The sequence below is a fragment of the Phenylobacterium soli genome (assembly GCF_003254475.1).
Classification (GTDB): domain Bacteria; phylum Pseudomonadota; class Alphaproteobacteria; order Caulobacterales; family Caulobacteraceae; genus Phenylobacterium; species Phenylobacterium soli.
In genome coordinates, this window is the sequence record NZ_QFYQ01000001.1 from 3,455,694 (window position 1) to 3,469,981 (window position 14,288).

Consider the following 14,288-nt stretch of genomic DNA (forward strand, 5'->3'; position numbering starts at 1 on the left):
GCCTAGCCCGCGACTTGCTGGAACGCCGCGACCAGCTTCTCCACGGCCGCGCTCGGCCGATGGTTGGCCAGGACGTAGTCGCGGCAGCGCATGGCAAGTTGGTCGAACCGAGCCGGCGGCAGGCCGACAACCTTCGCCAGTTCCCCTGCAAGCTCGTCGCCCGAGTCCGCCACGCCGCCCAACGCGTTCCGCCTCACGATGGAATCCGGATCGACGATCGAGCGGGTGACGATCGGCGTTCCGGCGAGGAGCGCCTCGAGATAGGTGTTCGAGAACCCCTCGAAGTCGGACGTGCTCAGCAGGGCGATCGCGCCGGCCAGGAATTCGGGGACACGATCCCTTGTCAGATAGCCGACTAATTCGACATTCGGCAGGGCCTCGAGCGCGGCGATGTTGGCCCGCATTTCCTCGTCCATGTGCTGCGGCATGGCTGAGCCGGCGACGCGGAACTTCACCGCCGGCAGAGCCGCAGCGATCTTGATCAGGAGGGGAAGGTTCTTCTGCCTGCGGAATACGTTGAGCCACGCGACATAGGAGCGAGCGCCCCTCGGATTGATGTCGCCGATCCCCGGCGGAACCAGGATGGAATTGTGAAGAAGGAGCCTGCCCTTCTTCGGGAAGCTTATGGCGATGTTTTCAGACTGGTAGCTGTTCTGGCAGATCACCAGCTTGGCCCGCCGCATGCCAAATTGGAACGCGACCCGCTCATGCTGCTTCAGGCGCGTGACATATTGCCCGTCCGCGTCGGTGTCGGCCGCGATGCGGTGGACAAACGGAACGCCAAGCAGGCTCGCGATGAAGGCCATCGTGCCCGTCTCGGTGGACGCGCAGGACTGAACGACGACATCGGGGCGGAACCTCCGCGCGGCGGCGATCATCGAAGGCAGGAAATAGTAGAAGAACCTGAGCTTCCGAATGCCTCGGTTGCGGTCATAGGTCTCGAGGAGCTGGACCTCGGACTGGGGGCCCACGAAGGCGTTGGCGCCCGCCCACGTCAGGACCCCGACCTCATGCCCGGCCTCGCGCAATGCGATGGCGAGCTGTCGCAACTGCACCGCCCAGCCCCCGACGGGGTATTCCGCGTCCTTGAGCAGATAGGGCAGCGTGAGATCGCTGAAGAGGACGCGCACCCTATCGCTCCACGCGGCCGGCGGTCGCTCGGAAGGCGGGCCCCGCACGCTTCGTCTCGCGCACGTGCCCCTCGCCCAGGTGCAGTCGCGCGACGTTGATGAGCGCGCCGATCAGCGGAAACATCAGCGCCGCGTCGGGGTGGGGGAAGAAGCGGCGGCCTGTGAAGCAGCTGATCGCGAAGGCGAGGACGCACAGGAAGAGCGCCCAGTAGAGCTCGTCGTGGATCTTGCGAGCCACCTTCCACCCGCGGAACAGCAGCATAACAGCGACCGCCGCTCCGACGACGGAGAGCAGGATCCCGCAGTCCAGGAAGAATTCCAGGAAGGCGTTGTGCGCCTGGGACACCCGGAAGATCCCGCCGATCATCCGGTTGTGGCTGGTCAGGATCGAATATTCGCCCGCGCCGAACCAGAAGCGGCCGGGATCGCTCGTCCACTCCGAGAGGAGCGGCCCCCAGATGCCCGACGCGCGCCCGTTCAGGATCATGTCGAAGGTCGAGTTGCCGCCCTGGTAGAGGCCTGCCGTGGCGCGGGCGGCGAGCAGCGGCCCGCCGACCACCACCGCGAGGATGCCGGCCATCGCGATCGCGAAGCGCAGGATCAGGTGCACGCGCCCGGTCGTCAGCAGGACCGCGGCGTTGGAGGCGAGGAAGATCAGCAGGCCGGTCCGCGACTCCAGAAGGACGATCGCGAGCAGGGACACGGCGTAGACACAGATCCAATAAATGCCCCGTGTCATCGCCAGGTAGAAGAGCAGCGGACCGACGATCACGAAGATCTCCGCCACCTCGTTGTAGTGCATGCCGAAGGTCGACGCGCTGAGGGCGGACATGGCGGTGCGGTTGTAGCTGAACAGCACCTCCGGATGGGCCGCGACATTGACGATGATGAACAGCGACAGGGCCACGAGCCCGATCGAGATCGCGCCGAACAGCCGGACCAGGTCGGCTGGCGTACGGAACCGCCAGACCACATAGACCAGCGGCAACGCCCACATTACGTGCAGGAAGAAGTAGGAGTTGATGTAGGTCGAGCGCTGCGCCGGGAACGCCGTCGGGTCGATCGCCTGGAAGATGCCGAGGTTGGGGATCGAGCGGGCGAATTCCAGCGCGAAGACCGCGATGTAGACGCCGAAGGCCACGAGCACCCGGAACTCGAGCGGAGAGGGACGGCGCCAGTTGCTGGGCTGCACGGCGAAGGCGACCAGAGGCAGGGCCGCCAGGATGCTGGACGGACGAAGGGCGGGGGCCCCCGGAACGGCGACCTGCAGGATCGGCAGCGCCATGACCGCGGCCGCCGCGAAATAGGCGTAGTACGGCCAGTTCACGACCGCCGAGGCCGAAACCCGGCCTGGCGCCGATGCGGCGCGCGGGTGCGACGCGTGGAGTCTGTTGGGAGTGGCCATCAACCGAGCAACTTCAAGCGGTGGGAGACAATCTCGCGCGCCGCCAGGAACATCGGGCGATTCACGAGCAAGGTGAGAGCGGCGAAGCTGGCGACCCAGAACGCGCCAGCGACGGCCGCGCCGATCACGGCGTCCGCAAAGCCGGTCGGTCTCGGCGCGAGCCAGAGGATCACGGCGCTGACGGGAACGCCGGCCAGCAGCACGCGGGCGACCGCGTCCAGCGACAGGACGAGGTTGAAGCGGCGCTTCAGCAGGACGAGGCCGAAGAGCCAGCCGGTGACCGGCGAGATGACCCGCGCGGCGGCGACTCCGAGGATGCCGACCTGGGGGACCAGCAAGGCCGCCGACGCCAGCACCGTCAGCACCTCGAACACCGCGAAATACACCCGCAGGATCCCCGGCGCGGCGACGAAGACGGCCCGCTCCACCGGGATGGCGATGAACTGCGCCAGGGCGGCGAACAGCAGCACCACGGCCGGCCAGGTCGAGCTGGCGTAGCGCGGGCCGGCGAGGATGGCGATGGCGTGCGGCGCCAGGGCGACCACCAGCAGGGTGAACGGCACCATGAGCTGGGCGATCCGCTCGTTCAGCTCGCTGAGCTTCTCCTGGAAGCTCGGCGTGCGGGCGAAGCGCGCCAGCCGCTCGACGGCGACCCAGTCGACCGCGTTCTGGATGAGCACGACGTTCGCATAGAGGTTCTTGGCGACGTAATACTCGGCCACCGCCGCGGGCCCGAGGAAGGTGGTGACCAGAAGCGTGTCACCATCGCCCCTCAGATAGGAGAGGAAGTTGCCGACGTAGTAGGGCATCGACTCCGCGAACAGCGCCCGCACCGGATAGAATGGCGTTCCGGCGACGAACAGAATGTCCCGCATGTAGAAGAGATACTGCGCCGCGATCAGGAACTGGGCGGCCACGATGCCGATGACCACGCCCTTCACGCCGAAGGCGAAGAAGGCCCCGATCGTCACCAGCGGCCGGAACACCGAGTCCACGATCTGCACCGCGGAAATCCGGCCGAACTGGCCGCGCCCGGAAACGACGCTTTCGCCAATCTTGGCGATCACGTAGGCGACGAAGCCCGGCGCCAGCCCCTGGATGATCCAGCCCTGAGCCGCGTTGCGGAACACCAGCCGCGCGATCTCGCCGCTGAACACGGCGGCGGAGACCGCCGCCGTGATCGTGCAGGCGATCACCACCAGCGAGCCCGTCATCACCAGGCCCCGCGCCCGCGCCTCGTCCTCGCGGAACAGGCGGGGCAGCTCGCGCATGAAGGTCGAGAAGATGCCGAACGTCAGCACCAGATTGGGGATTCCGGCGAGCATCAGGAACACCGGAAAGATCGCCATCTGATCCTTGGTGAGCAGCCGCGCGAACAGCATCGTCGACGCGACGCCGAACAGCTTCGCGATCACGCTGCCCGACAGCAGCTTCGACACGTCCTGGAATGCGGCCCGGGCCATTGGTCAGGCCGACGCCTCGAGTGTGGCAGGGATCACTGGGGCCGCCATTCCCGCGCCCAGGCCATCAGCATCAGCACCGTCCAGAGGCGATAGCTGTGATCGACATCGCTCGTCTGATGCTCGCGCCAGACCGCGCGGGCGTCCTCAAGGTCCACCAGGTCGCCGATCACCGTCTGACGATCGTTCAGCAGGTCCTCGCCCCACTCGCGCAGGGGGCCCCGCAGCCACTCCTTGATGGGAACGCCGAACCCCTGTTTCGGCCGGTCGATTAGGGCGGACGGGACGTAGCGGTCGAGCACCCGCCGCAGCACCCATTTGCCGGTATCGCCACGCCGTTTCAGGTCGGTCGGCAGGCCCGACGCGAACTCGACGACGCGATGGTCCAGCAGCGGCACGCGCGATTCCAGCGCCACCGCCATGGACGCCCGATCCAGTTTCACCAGGATATCGTCGGGCAGGTAGCTGCCCATGTCGGCGTAGGTCATGCCGAGGAAAAGGTCGCCGCCCTCGGCGATATCCATCCTGTCGAGGAAGGCCGTGGACCTCGGCGCCCCGGGCCGGCGGAGCATGTTGGGCGACCACTGCTCCATCAGGTGACGGTAGTAGTCGTGCCCGGAGCGCGCACGGATCGAGGCGGCGTGCCGCTTCATCCGTTGAGGCCTCAGCTTCTGGCGCAGGCCCGGAGGCGCGGCGGCGGCGGCGGCCCGCCAGGCGAACCCTGGCGTCGCGTCGATCGCGCCGGCGACCGCGGACCGGAAGGGATTGAGCCACTCCCGCCGCTGGGCCCACTTCCGCTCGAAAGTGAAGTAGCGCTCGTAGCCGCCGAACAGCTCGTCGCCGGCGTCGCCGGAGAGCGACACCGTGACGTGCTGCCGGGTCAGCTTGCAGAGCAGGTAGGTCGGAAGCTGCGAAGAGTCGGCGAACGGCTCGTCGTACAGCGTGGGGATTTGGGGGATCAGGTCGCGCGCGTCGTCGGACGTGACGTACATCTCGGTGTGCACGGTGCCGAGATGGTCGGCGACGTCCTTGGCGTAGCGCGCCTCGTTGTAGGCCGCTTCTTCGAAGCCGATCGAATAGGTGCGCACCGGCGCGGCCGACTGCGCCTGCATCATCCCGACGATGGTCGAGGAATCGATGCCGCCGGAGAGGAAGGCCCCCATGGGAACATCGGCCCGCATGCGCAGGCGGGTCGCGTCACGCAGCAGGCGGTCGAGTTCGTCCGTCGCCGCCCCCTCGTCGATCGCCTCCGGATGCGGCCGCGGGAGCGTCCAGTAGGGACTGGGCTGCGGCTTCGCGCCCGGCGGATCGTCCAGGGCAAGCCTCACGAAGTGGCCGGGCTCCAGCTGGGCCAGGCCCTTGTAGATGCACAGCGGGTTCGGAACGTAACCGTACTGCAGGAAGAGCGACATGGCGCCCCGATCCATCTCCCGCGAGAACCGGGGATGCACGGCGAGCGCCTTGAGTTCGGAGCCGAACAGGAAGGTCCGGCCCGACCAGCCGTAGTAGAGCGGCTTCTCGCCCATACGGTCGCGCGCCAGGTAAAGCGCGCGTTCCTGGCGATCCCAGACCGCCAGGGCGAACATGCCGTTCGTTCGCCGGAGAGCCTCTTCCACGCCGAGCGCGGCGATGGTCTCGACCAGGACCTCGGTGTCGGAGTGGCCGCGCCAGTCGCGGCGGCCGAACGCCTGTTCGAGGCTCTGACGCATTTCCTCGAAATTGTAGATCTCGCCGTTGTAGCTGATCACCCAGCGCTGATCGGTCGAATGCATCGGCTGCGCGCCCGCAGGCGACAGGTCGATGATGGACAGCCGCCGATGCCCGAGAGCGACAGGGCACGCGGGGTCCACATAGACGCCCTGCCCATCCGGGCCCCGATGGGCGATGGCGGTCGCCATGCCACGAACGAGTTCTTCGCTGCGTCCGGGCGACCAATCGGGACAGTGATCGACGAATCCAACAATCCCGCACACGGCGAACTACCCCCAGCACGACCGGACCGGCGACGTCAGCGCCAAGATCGATGCTCATTCCCGATGGACTTGGATGGGGATACGCGCGGCCCCCTCAACGCCGCTTTAACACAGATCCGGTCACCAGCACCAAACTCAAGGTTGCCGAACACACGGCAACCAGCAAAGCGCCTTGAATGGCGGCGGCGCGGCTGCGCGATGATCAGGTTCGCAGGCTCGCTCAACTGCCACTGCTGAGATACAGACAGATGCGCACCAGGCCGCCATTGTTGAGCTGTGGCTCGGGGCGCCGCGCGCCGCGCTGGATCGCGCCCGCGGACTTGGCTACCTACAGCCCATGACTGAGCCGAGCGCCTTCGACCGCCTGCGGGCGGCCCTTGCCGAGAAGACCGCCACCGCCGGGATCATCGGCCTGGGCTATGTCGGCCTGCCGCTGGCGGCGGCCGCGGGGCGGGGGGGGTTCCGGACGCTGGGGTTCGACATCGATCCGGCCAAGACGGTCGAGCTGAACGCCGGACGGTCCTACATCGAGGCGGTGAGCGCCCACGAGCTGAAGGGCCTCGTCGAGGCCGGCCGGTTCGAGGCGACCGCGGACTTCGCGCGCCTGTCCGACTGCGACGTGGTGGTCATCTGCGTGCCGACGCCGCTCGACCGGCACCGGGAGCCGGACCTGTCCTACATCGAGGCGACCGGGCGGGACATCGCCGCGGCCCTGCGGCCCGGCCAGCTGGTGGTGCTGGAATCGACCACCTACCCCGGCACCACCCGCGAGGTGTTGAAGCCGATCCTCGAGGCGACGGGCCTCGTCGGGGGCCGCGACTTCTTCCTCGGCTTCTCGCCGGAGCGCGAGGATCCCGGCAACTCCCGGTTCGAGACCGTCACCATCCCCAAGGTGGTGGCCGGCGACGGGCCGGAGGCCTCCGCCCTCGTCCAGGCCTTCTACGGCGCGGTGGTCAAGGAGGTGGTGCCGGTCTCGTCGCCGGACGTGGCCGAGGCGGTGAAGATCACCGAGAACGTCTTCCGGGCGGTCAACATCGCCCTCGTGAACGAGCTGAAGGTGATCTACGAGGCCATGGGCATCGACGTCTGGGAGGTGATCGAGGCCGCCAAGACCAAGCCCTTCGGCTTCATGCCCTTCTATCCGGGCCCGGGCCTCGGCGGGCACTGCATCCCGATCGACCCTTTTTACCTGAGCTGGCGCTCGCGCGAGTTCGAGGTCGCGACGCGGTTCATCGAGCTGGCCGGCGAGATCAACACCGCCATGCCCGCCCGGGTCGTCGAGGTGCTGGCCCGCGCGCTGGACCAGCGCCACCAGAAGGCGCTCAGCGCGGCCCGCGTGCTGGTGCTCGGCCTCGCCTACAAGAAGAACGTCCGCGACGTGCGCGAGAGCCCGTCGTTCAAGCTGATGCACCTGCTGGAGGATCGCGGCGCCAAGGTCGACTTCCACGACCCGCACGTCGACCAGGTTCCGCCGACCCGCGAGCACGCCGAGTTCACCGGCCGCGTCTCGGCGCCGCTGACCACCGACACCCTGAAGACCTACGACGCGGTGCTGATCGCCACGGACCACGACGCCGTCGACTATACGCTGGTCGCCGAGGCCGCTCTCGTCGTCGACACCCGCAACGCCATGGCGGCCCGGGGCCTCGCCGGGGCCAACGTCGTCAAGGCTTGAGGCCGCGGCGCCGCGCGTCGCCTAGAGCAGAAGCGCAGGTTGCGTCAGGCGGCGCAGGCCGGCGCGCACCTGGTCCGGCGAGGCCGGCATCTCGAGGATGGCGGCCGGGCCGGCCGGCAGCAGGGTGCGGACCATCGCGCGCTCGCCGCGGGCGGCGAACACAAGGATCGGGCGCCCGGAGGCACGGCCAAGCCCGCCGATCAAGCCCCGCGCCCGGGCGGCGCCGGCGGTGGCGTCCAGCGCGACCAGGGTCACAGGCGCGGATCGCAGGGCCGGGCTCGCGCGCGCCGCGTCCGGCAGGACGCGCAGCCCCGCCGCGAACAGCAACCGTCGCAGGAGCTCGCCGCGCCGGTCATCGTCGCTGAGCAGCAGCACGCGCTCGCCTGCCTGTCGCTCGCCGTTCAGCCGCCGCATCCTTGCCACTCCAGGTGAGGGCCCGCCGAAGTGGACGCTCCGCGCCGAGGGACGGGAAGGCGCGGAGCGTCCAGCCATGGAGTCTGCAAAACAGACATCCACACGCTCCGCCGGACGGCTTACAAAGCCCTGCACGGGCATGGTGCATCGCCCTTTACCCTACGCGCTCCGCTGAACAGCGCCTCAGGCTGGCGGCCAGGGTCGGAGGGCTTTTGTCCGGCAAACGCAGCCGAACCGACGGCAAACCGCGTTGTTGCAGGCAGATGGACACCTCGCCGCCGGGCCGCGCCCTCACTGATTCCAACTCGTCCGACCCGGGCGCCGAAGCGGCGGCCAGCCGACCCTCGACGGGCGCCTCCTTCTCAGGCGCGGCCCCCGGGATGGCGAGGAACGGAGCCGGCGTTCGGCGGCCTGCCGCCCGGTCGTTGGCGGCGCGGTGGCTGGCGCGTCTGGCGGCCCATCGCGCCGCCCTGCTTGTGCTGGCGCTCGGCCTGGCCGCGACGCTCGGGGCCGATGTGACCCTGACGCGGCTTGCCGCAGCCAAGGACCAGGAGCGCTTCGACAACGTCGTCGCGCAGTCGAGCGAGCAGATCACCGGACGGCTCGATACCTACCGCGCAGTTCTGCGCGCCGGAGCGGGCCTCTTCGCGGCGCGGCCGGAGCCGGTCACCCAGGCGGAGTTCCGCGCCTTCGCCGACCGACTCGATCTGCCGGGCGTCTACCCGGGCATCCAGGGCCTGGGGTTCAGCCTGCGGACGCCGGACCGGGGCGGGCCGGCGACGCAGCGGCTGCTGGCCCAGATGGGCGTGCCCGGTCTGACCTTGAGGACCGCCGCCGCGCCGGGCGAGGAGGTCCACGCCATCGTCTTCCTCGAGCCCCTCGATCGCCGCAACCAGACGGCTCTGGGCTTCGACATGTTCGCCGATCCGGTGCGCCGGGCCGCGATGGCGGAGGCCCGCGACACGGGCCGGGCGGTGATGTCCGGCAAGGTGCGGCTGGTGCAGGAGATCACCGGCGGCGCCCAGGCCGGCTTCCTGCTCTACCAGCCCGTCTACCGCGGCGGCGCAGTCCCGCCCGACGTGGCCAGCCGCCGCGAGCGGCTGCAGGGCTTCGTCTACGCCCCCTTCCGCGCGGACGACCTGTTGGCCGGGATCTTCCGCGGCCAGCCGCACCCGCGCCTGGACTTCGCGATCTACGACGGGCCGGTGACGCCCGAGAACCTGCTGCACCGCTCGTTCAGCGGGTCGGAGGCGGAGCTGGCGCGGCGGGCCTCGCACACCACGCGTCGCACCCTGCGCCTGGCCGACCGCAACTGGACCCTCGTGTTCTACGCCCGCCCGGACTTCGAACTCGGTTCGAGCCGCGGCCTGATCTGGCCGTTCATCGTCGGCGGCCTCGTGGCCACCCTGCTGGTGGCGGCCGCCACGGCGCGCGAGACCCGCGCCCGGCGCGCCGCCGAGCAGGAGGTCGCCGCGCGGCAGGCGCTGGAGGACCAGCGCCAGCTGCTGATCGCCGAGCTCAATCACCGGGTGAAGAACACACTTTCCGCCGTCCAGGCGATCGCCGCCCAGACCATCGGCCGCGACGGCGACCCGCGCGCCGCGCGGGCGGCGTTCGAGGCGCGCCTCCTGGCCCTCAGCCACGCCCATGACCTGCTCACCCGCGAGCGCTGGCAGGGGGCGCAGCTTATGGAGTTGGCGGCCCTGGAGCTCGCCCCTTATCGGCGCGGCCGCAACGTCGTCATCGAGGGGCCGGCGACGAGCCTCAGCCCCGACCAGTGCGTCGCCCTCGCCATGGCCCTGCACGAGCTCACGACCAACGCCGCCAAGTACGGCGCCCTGTCGACAGCGGCCGGCGCTCTCAGCCTCACCTGGACGCACCAGAGCGCCGCCAGCGGGGGGACTCTCGAACTCCTCTGGCGCGAGCGCGGCGGCCCGCCGGTGGCCAAGCCCAGCCGCCGGGGGTTCGGCCTGCGCCTTATCGAGCAAGGTGTTGCGCGGCAGCTCCGCGCCGAGGTGGAGGTCCTCTTCCAACCCGAGGGGCTGGCCTGCCGCATCGTCCTGCCCCTGGCCGCAGTTACCTAGGCGGTCCGCTCCAGAACCATGGCGGCGCCGACCCCCACGCCACCGGTGGCCACGACCAGCCCCGTTTCCGCCTCCAACTGAACCATGTCGTCCAGCAAGGTGGTGGTCAGGACCGCGCCGGTCGCGCCCATCGGGTGGCCCATGGCCAGGTGCCCGCCGTTCGGGTTCACCCGCGCCGGGTCGCACGGGTAGTCGCGCTCGAAAAGGGCCGGCGCCGCGGCGAAGGCCTCCATGAACTCCACCGCGCCCACCTGGTCGAGGGCGAGGCCGGCGCGCGCGACAACCTGCTCCATGGCCCGGAAGCCGGCGGTCAGCTGGAGCACGTGGTCGTCGGCGCATTCGGCCACGGCCCGGACGCGGGCCAGTGGCGTGAGGCCGTAACGCTGGCCGGCCTCGGCCGAGCCTACCAGCACGAGGGCGGCGCCGTCGGCGATCGGCGGACAGTGGGCGACGGTGTGGACGTGCTCCACCTTGTTCAGCCCCGGCGTGTTGCCGACCAGGATCTCGTCGTAGCCCTGGGCGCCGGCGGCGGCGAACACCGGCTCCAGGCGCGCCAGGGTGGCGCCGTCGCCGAAGTCGCGGATGTTCTCGTCATTGGCCAGGGCCACGGTCCCGTCGGCGCCGAGCACCGGGATCACCCGGCCGTCGTAGCGGCCGTCGCGCCAGGCGGCCGCGGCCCGTGCGTGCGAGCGCAGCACCATGGCGTCGAGCGCCTCGCGCGGCAGGCCCTCGCGCGTGGCCATCAGGTCCGCGGCGAGCCCGACCGGGGCCCAGCCCATCTGCGCCGCCAGGGCCATGTCGCTGTAGTAGTCGGCGCGGTCGGCCAGGAAGGGCGCCTGGGACATGCTCTCCACGCCCCCGGCGAGAGCGAGATCCACCTGCCCTGTGGCCACGCGCCGGGCCGCATCGGCCACGGCCGAGAGGCCCGAGACGCAGAAGTTGTTGATCGTCAGGCAGGCCACGCTGTCGGGCAGGCCGGCGCGGATCCTGGCCGCCAGGGCGACGTGCCCGCCCTGCCCGCCGACCTGGGTCACGCAGCCGAGGGTGAAGTGGCCCGCGGCGCGCACGGCCTCGGCGCCATTGCGCCGCTCGAGCGCGCGGACAAGCTGCTCGACCAGCGCGACGGGCGGGATCGCGGCGAGCGCGCCGCCGGGGCGTCCTTTGCCGCGCGGCGTCCGCGCCGCGTCGAAGACATAGACGTCCATCCCCACCTCTAGATCTGAAGCCCCCGGATTGAGTCTTGTAAAGCAAGTGACCAGCCCGCGGAAAGCCCCAAGCGTGCGGCGCGCCAGAGGCCGGGCGGCCTTACTGGCCGCGCAGCGCCTTCTCGAGGCTGGCCCGGTCGTAATATTCCCGCCATTCGCGGACCTTGCCGTCGCGGATGTCGAGGACGCCGACCACCGGCACGGCCCCGGGATGGCCGTTGTAGACGAAGCGGTCGGTGCGCTCGATGAACACCAGGCCGTCGATCACGCCGATGTGGGCGACGTCGAGGGTGACGCCGTCGGGCGCGCCCTTCCCGAGCGCGGCGATGCGCGCATAGATCGCCGGCCGGCCGGCCACCGGCTCCAGCATCATGGAGCGCAGCACGCCGTCTTCGGCGAACAGGTCGGCGACCTTGCGCCAGTCGGCGGACTTCCAGGCGGCGATCATCTCGCGGGCCACGGCGATGCGGCTGGCGTCCGTGTCACCGGCCAGCGCGGGAGAGGCCGCGCCCATCAGGATGGCGCCCGCGACCAAGGCGGCGGTCAATCTTCTCATCTGGTTTCGCTCCCCGTCGGTCGTGCGGATTTGGTCGCCGACATCACTTGCATAACAAGACCATGGTGCTAGGTTGAACGCAAGGGCCGCGCCGAGGCGCGCCGCACATGCTCGGAGATCGGTGATGAAGATGGAGCGCCTACCGCCGGTGCGGACCTCGCTCGGGCCCAGCAACCATCCCTACATGACGGGACCCTGGACGCCGCTCCACGAGGAGGTGGACGCGACCGACCTGCAGGTCATCGAGGGGACCATCCCCACCGACATCGACGGCATCTACGTGCGCAACACGGAGAATCCCGTCCACCAGGCGCTCGGCCGCTACCACCCGTTCGACGGCGACGGCATGCTGCACATGATCAGCATCCAGAACGGCCGCGCCGACTACCGCAACCGCTTCGTGCGCACCCGCGGTTTCCAGGCCGAGCAGGAGGCGGGCCAGGCGCTCTGGGGCGGGCTGATGGACGGCCCGGACGTCTCGCTGCGGCCGGGATACGGCTGTCACGGCGGACTGAAGGACTCGTCGTCGACCGACGTGGTCGTGCACGGCGGCAAGATCGTCTCGACCTTCTACCAGTGCGGCGAAGCCTACTGGCTGGATCCGGACACCCTGGAGCAGGGCGGCGTGGCGAGCTGGGGCCCGCTGGACGGCGTCTCGGCCCACACCAAGATCGACGAGGCGACCGGCGAGCTGCTGTTCTTCAACTACTCGAAGTCCGCGCCCCACATGCACTACGGCGTGGTCGACAGGCACGGGAAGCTCGTCCACTACGTGCCGACGCCGACGCCGGGCCCGCGCCTGCCGCACGACATGGTCTTCACGACCAACTACTCGATCCTCAACGACCTGCCGGTGTTCTGGGACCAGGACCTGCTGCGCAAGGGCGTCCATGCGGTGCGCGCGCATCCGGGGATCCCGTCGCGGTTCGGGATCATCCCGCGCTACGGCGACACCAAGGACCTGCGCTGGTTCGAGGCCGAGCCGACCTACGTTCTGCACTTCCTCAACGCCTACGAGGACGGCGACGAGATCGTCATGGACGGCTACTTCCAGGAGAACCCGACGCCGCGCCCGCTGGCCGACGCGCCGGACGGCTTCGGCCACATGATGGCGTTCCTCGACGAACACTCCTTCCGGCCCAAGCTGCACCGCTGGCGGTTCAACCTGAAGACCGGCGAGACGCGCGAGCACCACATGGACGACCGCATCCTGGAGTTCGGGATGTTCAACCAGCGCTACGCCGGCAAGCCCTACCGCTACGCCTATTCCACCAAGACCAAGCCGGGCTGGTTCCTGTTCAACGGCTACGTGAAGCACGACCTGGAGACCGGGGAGTCCTGGGCGCTGGACCTGCCGGAGGGCCGCTACGCCAGCGAGTCTCCCTTCGTGCCGCGCATCGGCGCCAAGGACGAGGACGACGGCTACCTGATCAGCTTCATCATCGACGAGAACACCCAGACCTCGGAGTGCATCCTGGTGGACTGCAAGCGCTTCTCTGAGGGCCCCGTCGTCCGCATCGCCCTGCCGCACAAGATTTCGAGCGGCACCCACAGCGTCTGGGCCGATCGCGCCTTCATCCGCGACGGCCTGATCGCCGGCTAACCTTCAGCAGCAGAGACTCCATGGAAATCCAGGATAGTGTCGTCCTCGTCACGGGCGGCAACCGTGGCATCGGCGAAGCCTTCGTGCGCGCCTTCCTCGCCGCCGGCGCGGCCAAGGTCTACGTCGGCGCGCGGGACGTGAAGAACGCACAGCACCTCGTCGACGAGGGGCAGGGCCGCGTCGTGGCGGTCGAGCTCGACGTCTCGAAGCCCGAGCAGATCGAGGCCGCGGCGGCCAAGTGCCAGGACGTCAGCATCCTGGTGAACAACGCCGGCCAGTTCTCAATGCAGACGCTCCTGAAGGCGCCGGACCTTTCCGCCGCGCGGATGGAGATGGAGGTCAACTACTTCGGCCCGCTGGCCATGTGCCGGGCGTTCGCGCCGATCCTGGCGCGGCACAAGGAGAGCGCCATCGCCAACGTCCTGTCGGCCGGCGGCATCGTGGCGGTTCCGGGGATGGGCGGCTACAGCCCCTCCAAGTTCGCCGGCCGCGCCATGAGCACCTGCCTGCGGGCCGAGCTCGCGCCGCAGAACACCAGCGTGACCGCCCTTATCGTCGGCTCGGTGGACACCCGCATGGCCAGCCACGTGGAAGGCTTCAAGGAGAGCCCGGCGACCATCGCCGACGCCGCGCTGAAGGCGATCCGCCGCGGCGCCACCGAGATCGACACCGACTTCATGGCGGTGGACGTCCGCGCCAACCTGGCCCGCGATCCCGCCGGCTTCGAACTGCAGATGCGGCGCTCGCTGTCGGGCGAGCGCGTCACCACCGGCCGCTGAGGGG

The 14,288-nt window shown here is 69.6% G+C and carries 11 protein-coding genes; 4 read left to right on the top strand and 7 right to left on the bottom strand.

All coding sequences use genetic code 11. The annotated features are described in order from the left end of the window. Positions 1-2: 2 nt before the first annotated feature. The 4 genes from DJ017_RS17025 to asnB all read right to left on the bottom strand — a co-directional run bounded on the left by DJ017_RS17025 (position 3) and on the right by asnB (position 5,968). Positions 3-1,130, bottom strand: a complete 1,128-nt coding sequence (locus DJ017_RS17025) for a glycosyltransferase family 4 protein (RefSeq protein WP_165830669.1) — start codon at positions 1,128-1,130, stop codon at positions 3-5. Position 1,131: 1 nt separating this feature from the next. Further along, positions 1,132-2,457, bottom strand: a complete 1,326-nt coding sequence (locus tag DJ017_RS17030; RefSeq protein ID WP_133255478.1) for an O-antigen ligase family protein — start codon at positions 2,455-2,457, stop codon at positions 1,132-1,134. 77 nt (positions 2,458-2,534) lie between these two features. Further along, positions 2,535-3,998, bottom strand: a complete 1,464-nt coding sequence (locus DJ017_RS17035) for an oligosaccharide flippase family protein (RefSeq protein WP_111529840.1) — start codon at positions 3,996-3,998, stop codon at positions 2,535-2,537. Positions 3,999-4,030: 32 nt separating this feature from the next. Then, on the bottom strand, positions 4,031-5,968 hold the full coding sequence (asnB, locus tag DJ017_RS17040; RefSeq protein ID WP_111529841.1) for an asparagine synthase (glutamine-hydrolyzing): 1,938 nt from the start codon (positions 5,966-5,968) through the stop codon (positions 4,031-4,033). A 337-nt stretch (positions 5,969-6,305) separates the two neighbouring features. Between asnB and DJ017_RS17045 the strand changes: the two genes are divergently transcribed. After that, positions 6,306-7,643, top strand: a complete 1,338-nt coding sequence (locus DJ017_RS17045; RefSeq protein ID WP_111529842.1) for a nucleotide sugar dehydrogenase — start codon at positions 6,306-6,308, stop codon at positions 7,641-7,643. A 21-nt stretch (positions 7,644-7,664) separates the two neighbouring features. Here DJ017_RS17045 and DJ017_RS17050 read toward each other — a convergent pair whose 3' ends face one another. Continuing rightward, complete coding sequence (locus tag DJ017_RS17050) at positions 7,665-8,057, bottom strand: hypothetical protein (RefSeq protein ID WP_111529843.1); 393 nt, start codon at positions 8,055-8,057, stop codon at positions 7,665-7,667. Positions 8,058-8,482: 425 nt separating this feature from the next. On the opposite strand from DJ017_RS17050, the gene DJ017_RS17055 reads away from it, so the two are divergent. Further along, positions 8,483-10,141, top strand: a complete 1,659-nt coding sequence (locus DJ017_RS17055) for a CHASE domain-containing protein (RefSeq protein ID WP_165830670.1) — start codon at positions 8,483-8,485, stop codon at positions 10,139-10,141. On the opposite strand, the gene DJ017_RS17060 is transcribed toward DJ017_RS17055, so the two are convergent. Both DJ017_RS17060 and DJ017_RS17065 read right to left on the bottom strand, forming a co-directional pair. Further along, a complete protein-coding gene (locus DJ017_RS17060; RefSeq protein ID WP_111529845.1) occupies positions 10,138-11,346 on the bottom strand; it encodes an acetyl-CoA C-acyltransferase in 1,209 nt (402 codons plus the stop codon). The two genes, DJ017_RS17055 and DJ017_RS17060, sit on opposite strands and share 4 nt — an antisense overlap. 100 nt (positions 11,347-11,446) lie before the next feature. Next, complete coding sequence (locus DJ017_RS17065) at positions 11,447-11,902, bottom strand: SgcJ/EcaC family oxidoreductase (RefSeq protein WP_111529846.1); 456 nt, start codon at positions 11,900-11,902, stop codon at positions 11,447-11,449. Between the two features lie 124 nt (positions 11,903-12,026). Here DJ017_RS17065 and DJ017_RS17070 point away from each other — a divergent pair, with 124 nt between their 5' ends. Continuing rightward, entirely contained in the window at positions 12,027-13,505 is a 1,479-nt protein-coding gene (locus DJ017_RS17070; protein WP_111529847.1) for a carotenoid oxygenase family protein, read from the top strand. A 20-nt stretch (positions 13,506-13,525) separates the two neighbouring features. After that, a complete protein-coding gene (locus DJ017_RS17075; protein WP_111529848.1) occupies positions 13,526-14,284 on the top strand; it encodes an SDR family oxidoreductase in 759 nt (252 codons plus the stop codon). Positions 14,285-14,288 lie beyond the last annotated feature (4 nt).

What these genes read in the sequence shown, in the direction of transcription:
- DJ017_RS17035 (WP_111529840.1), bottom strand. Translation starts at nt 3,998, where the DNA reads ATGGCCCGGGCCGCATTCCAGGACGTGTCGAAGCTGCTGTCGGGCAGC.
- DJ017_RS17045 (WP_111529842.1), top strand. Translation starts at nt 6,306, where the DNA reads ATGACTGAGCCGAGCGCCTTCGACCGCCTGCGGGCGGCCCTTGCCGAG.
- DJ017_RS17050 (WP_111529843.1), bottom strand. Translation starts at nt 8,057, where the DNA reads ATGCGGCGGCTGAACGGCGAGCGACAGGCAGGCGAGCGCGTGCTGCTG.
- DJ017_RS17060 (WP_111529845.1), bottom strand. Translation starts at nt 11,346, where the DNA reads ATGGACGTCTATGTCTTCGACGCGGCGCGGACGCCGCGCGGCAAAGGA.
- DJ017_RS17065 (WP_111529846.1), bottom strand. Translation starts at nt 11,902, where the DNA reads ATGAGAAGATTGACCGCCGCCTTGGTCGCGGGCGCCATCCTGATGGGC.
- DJ017_RS17070 (WP_111529847.1), top strand. Translation starts at nt 12,027, where the DNA reads ATGAAGATGGAGCGCCTACCGCCGGTGCGGACCTCGCTCGGGCCCAGC.
- DJ017_RS17075 (WP_111529848.1), top strand. Translation starts at nt 13,526, where the DNA reads ATGGAAATCCAGGATAGTGTCGTCCTCGTCACGGGCGGCAACCGTGGC.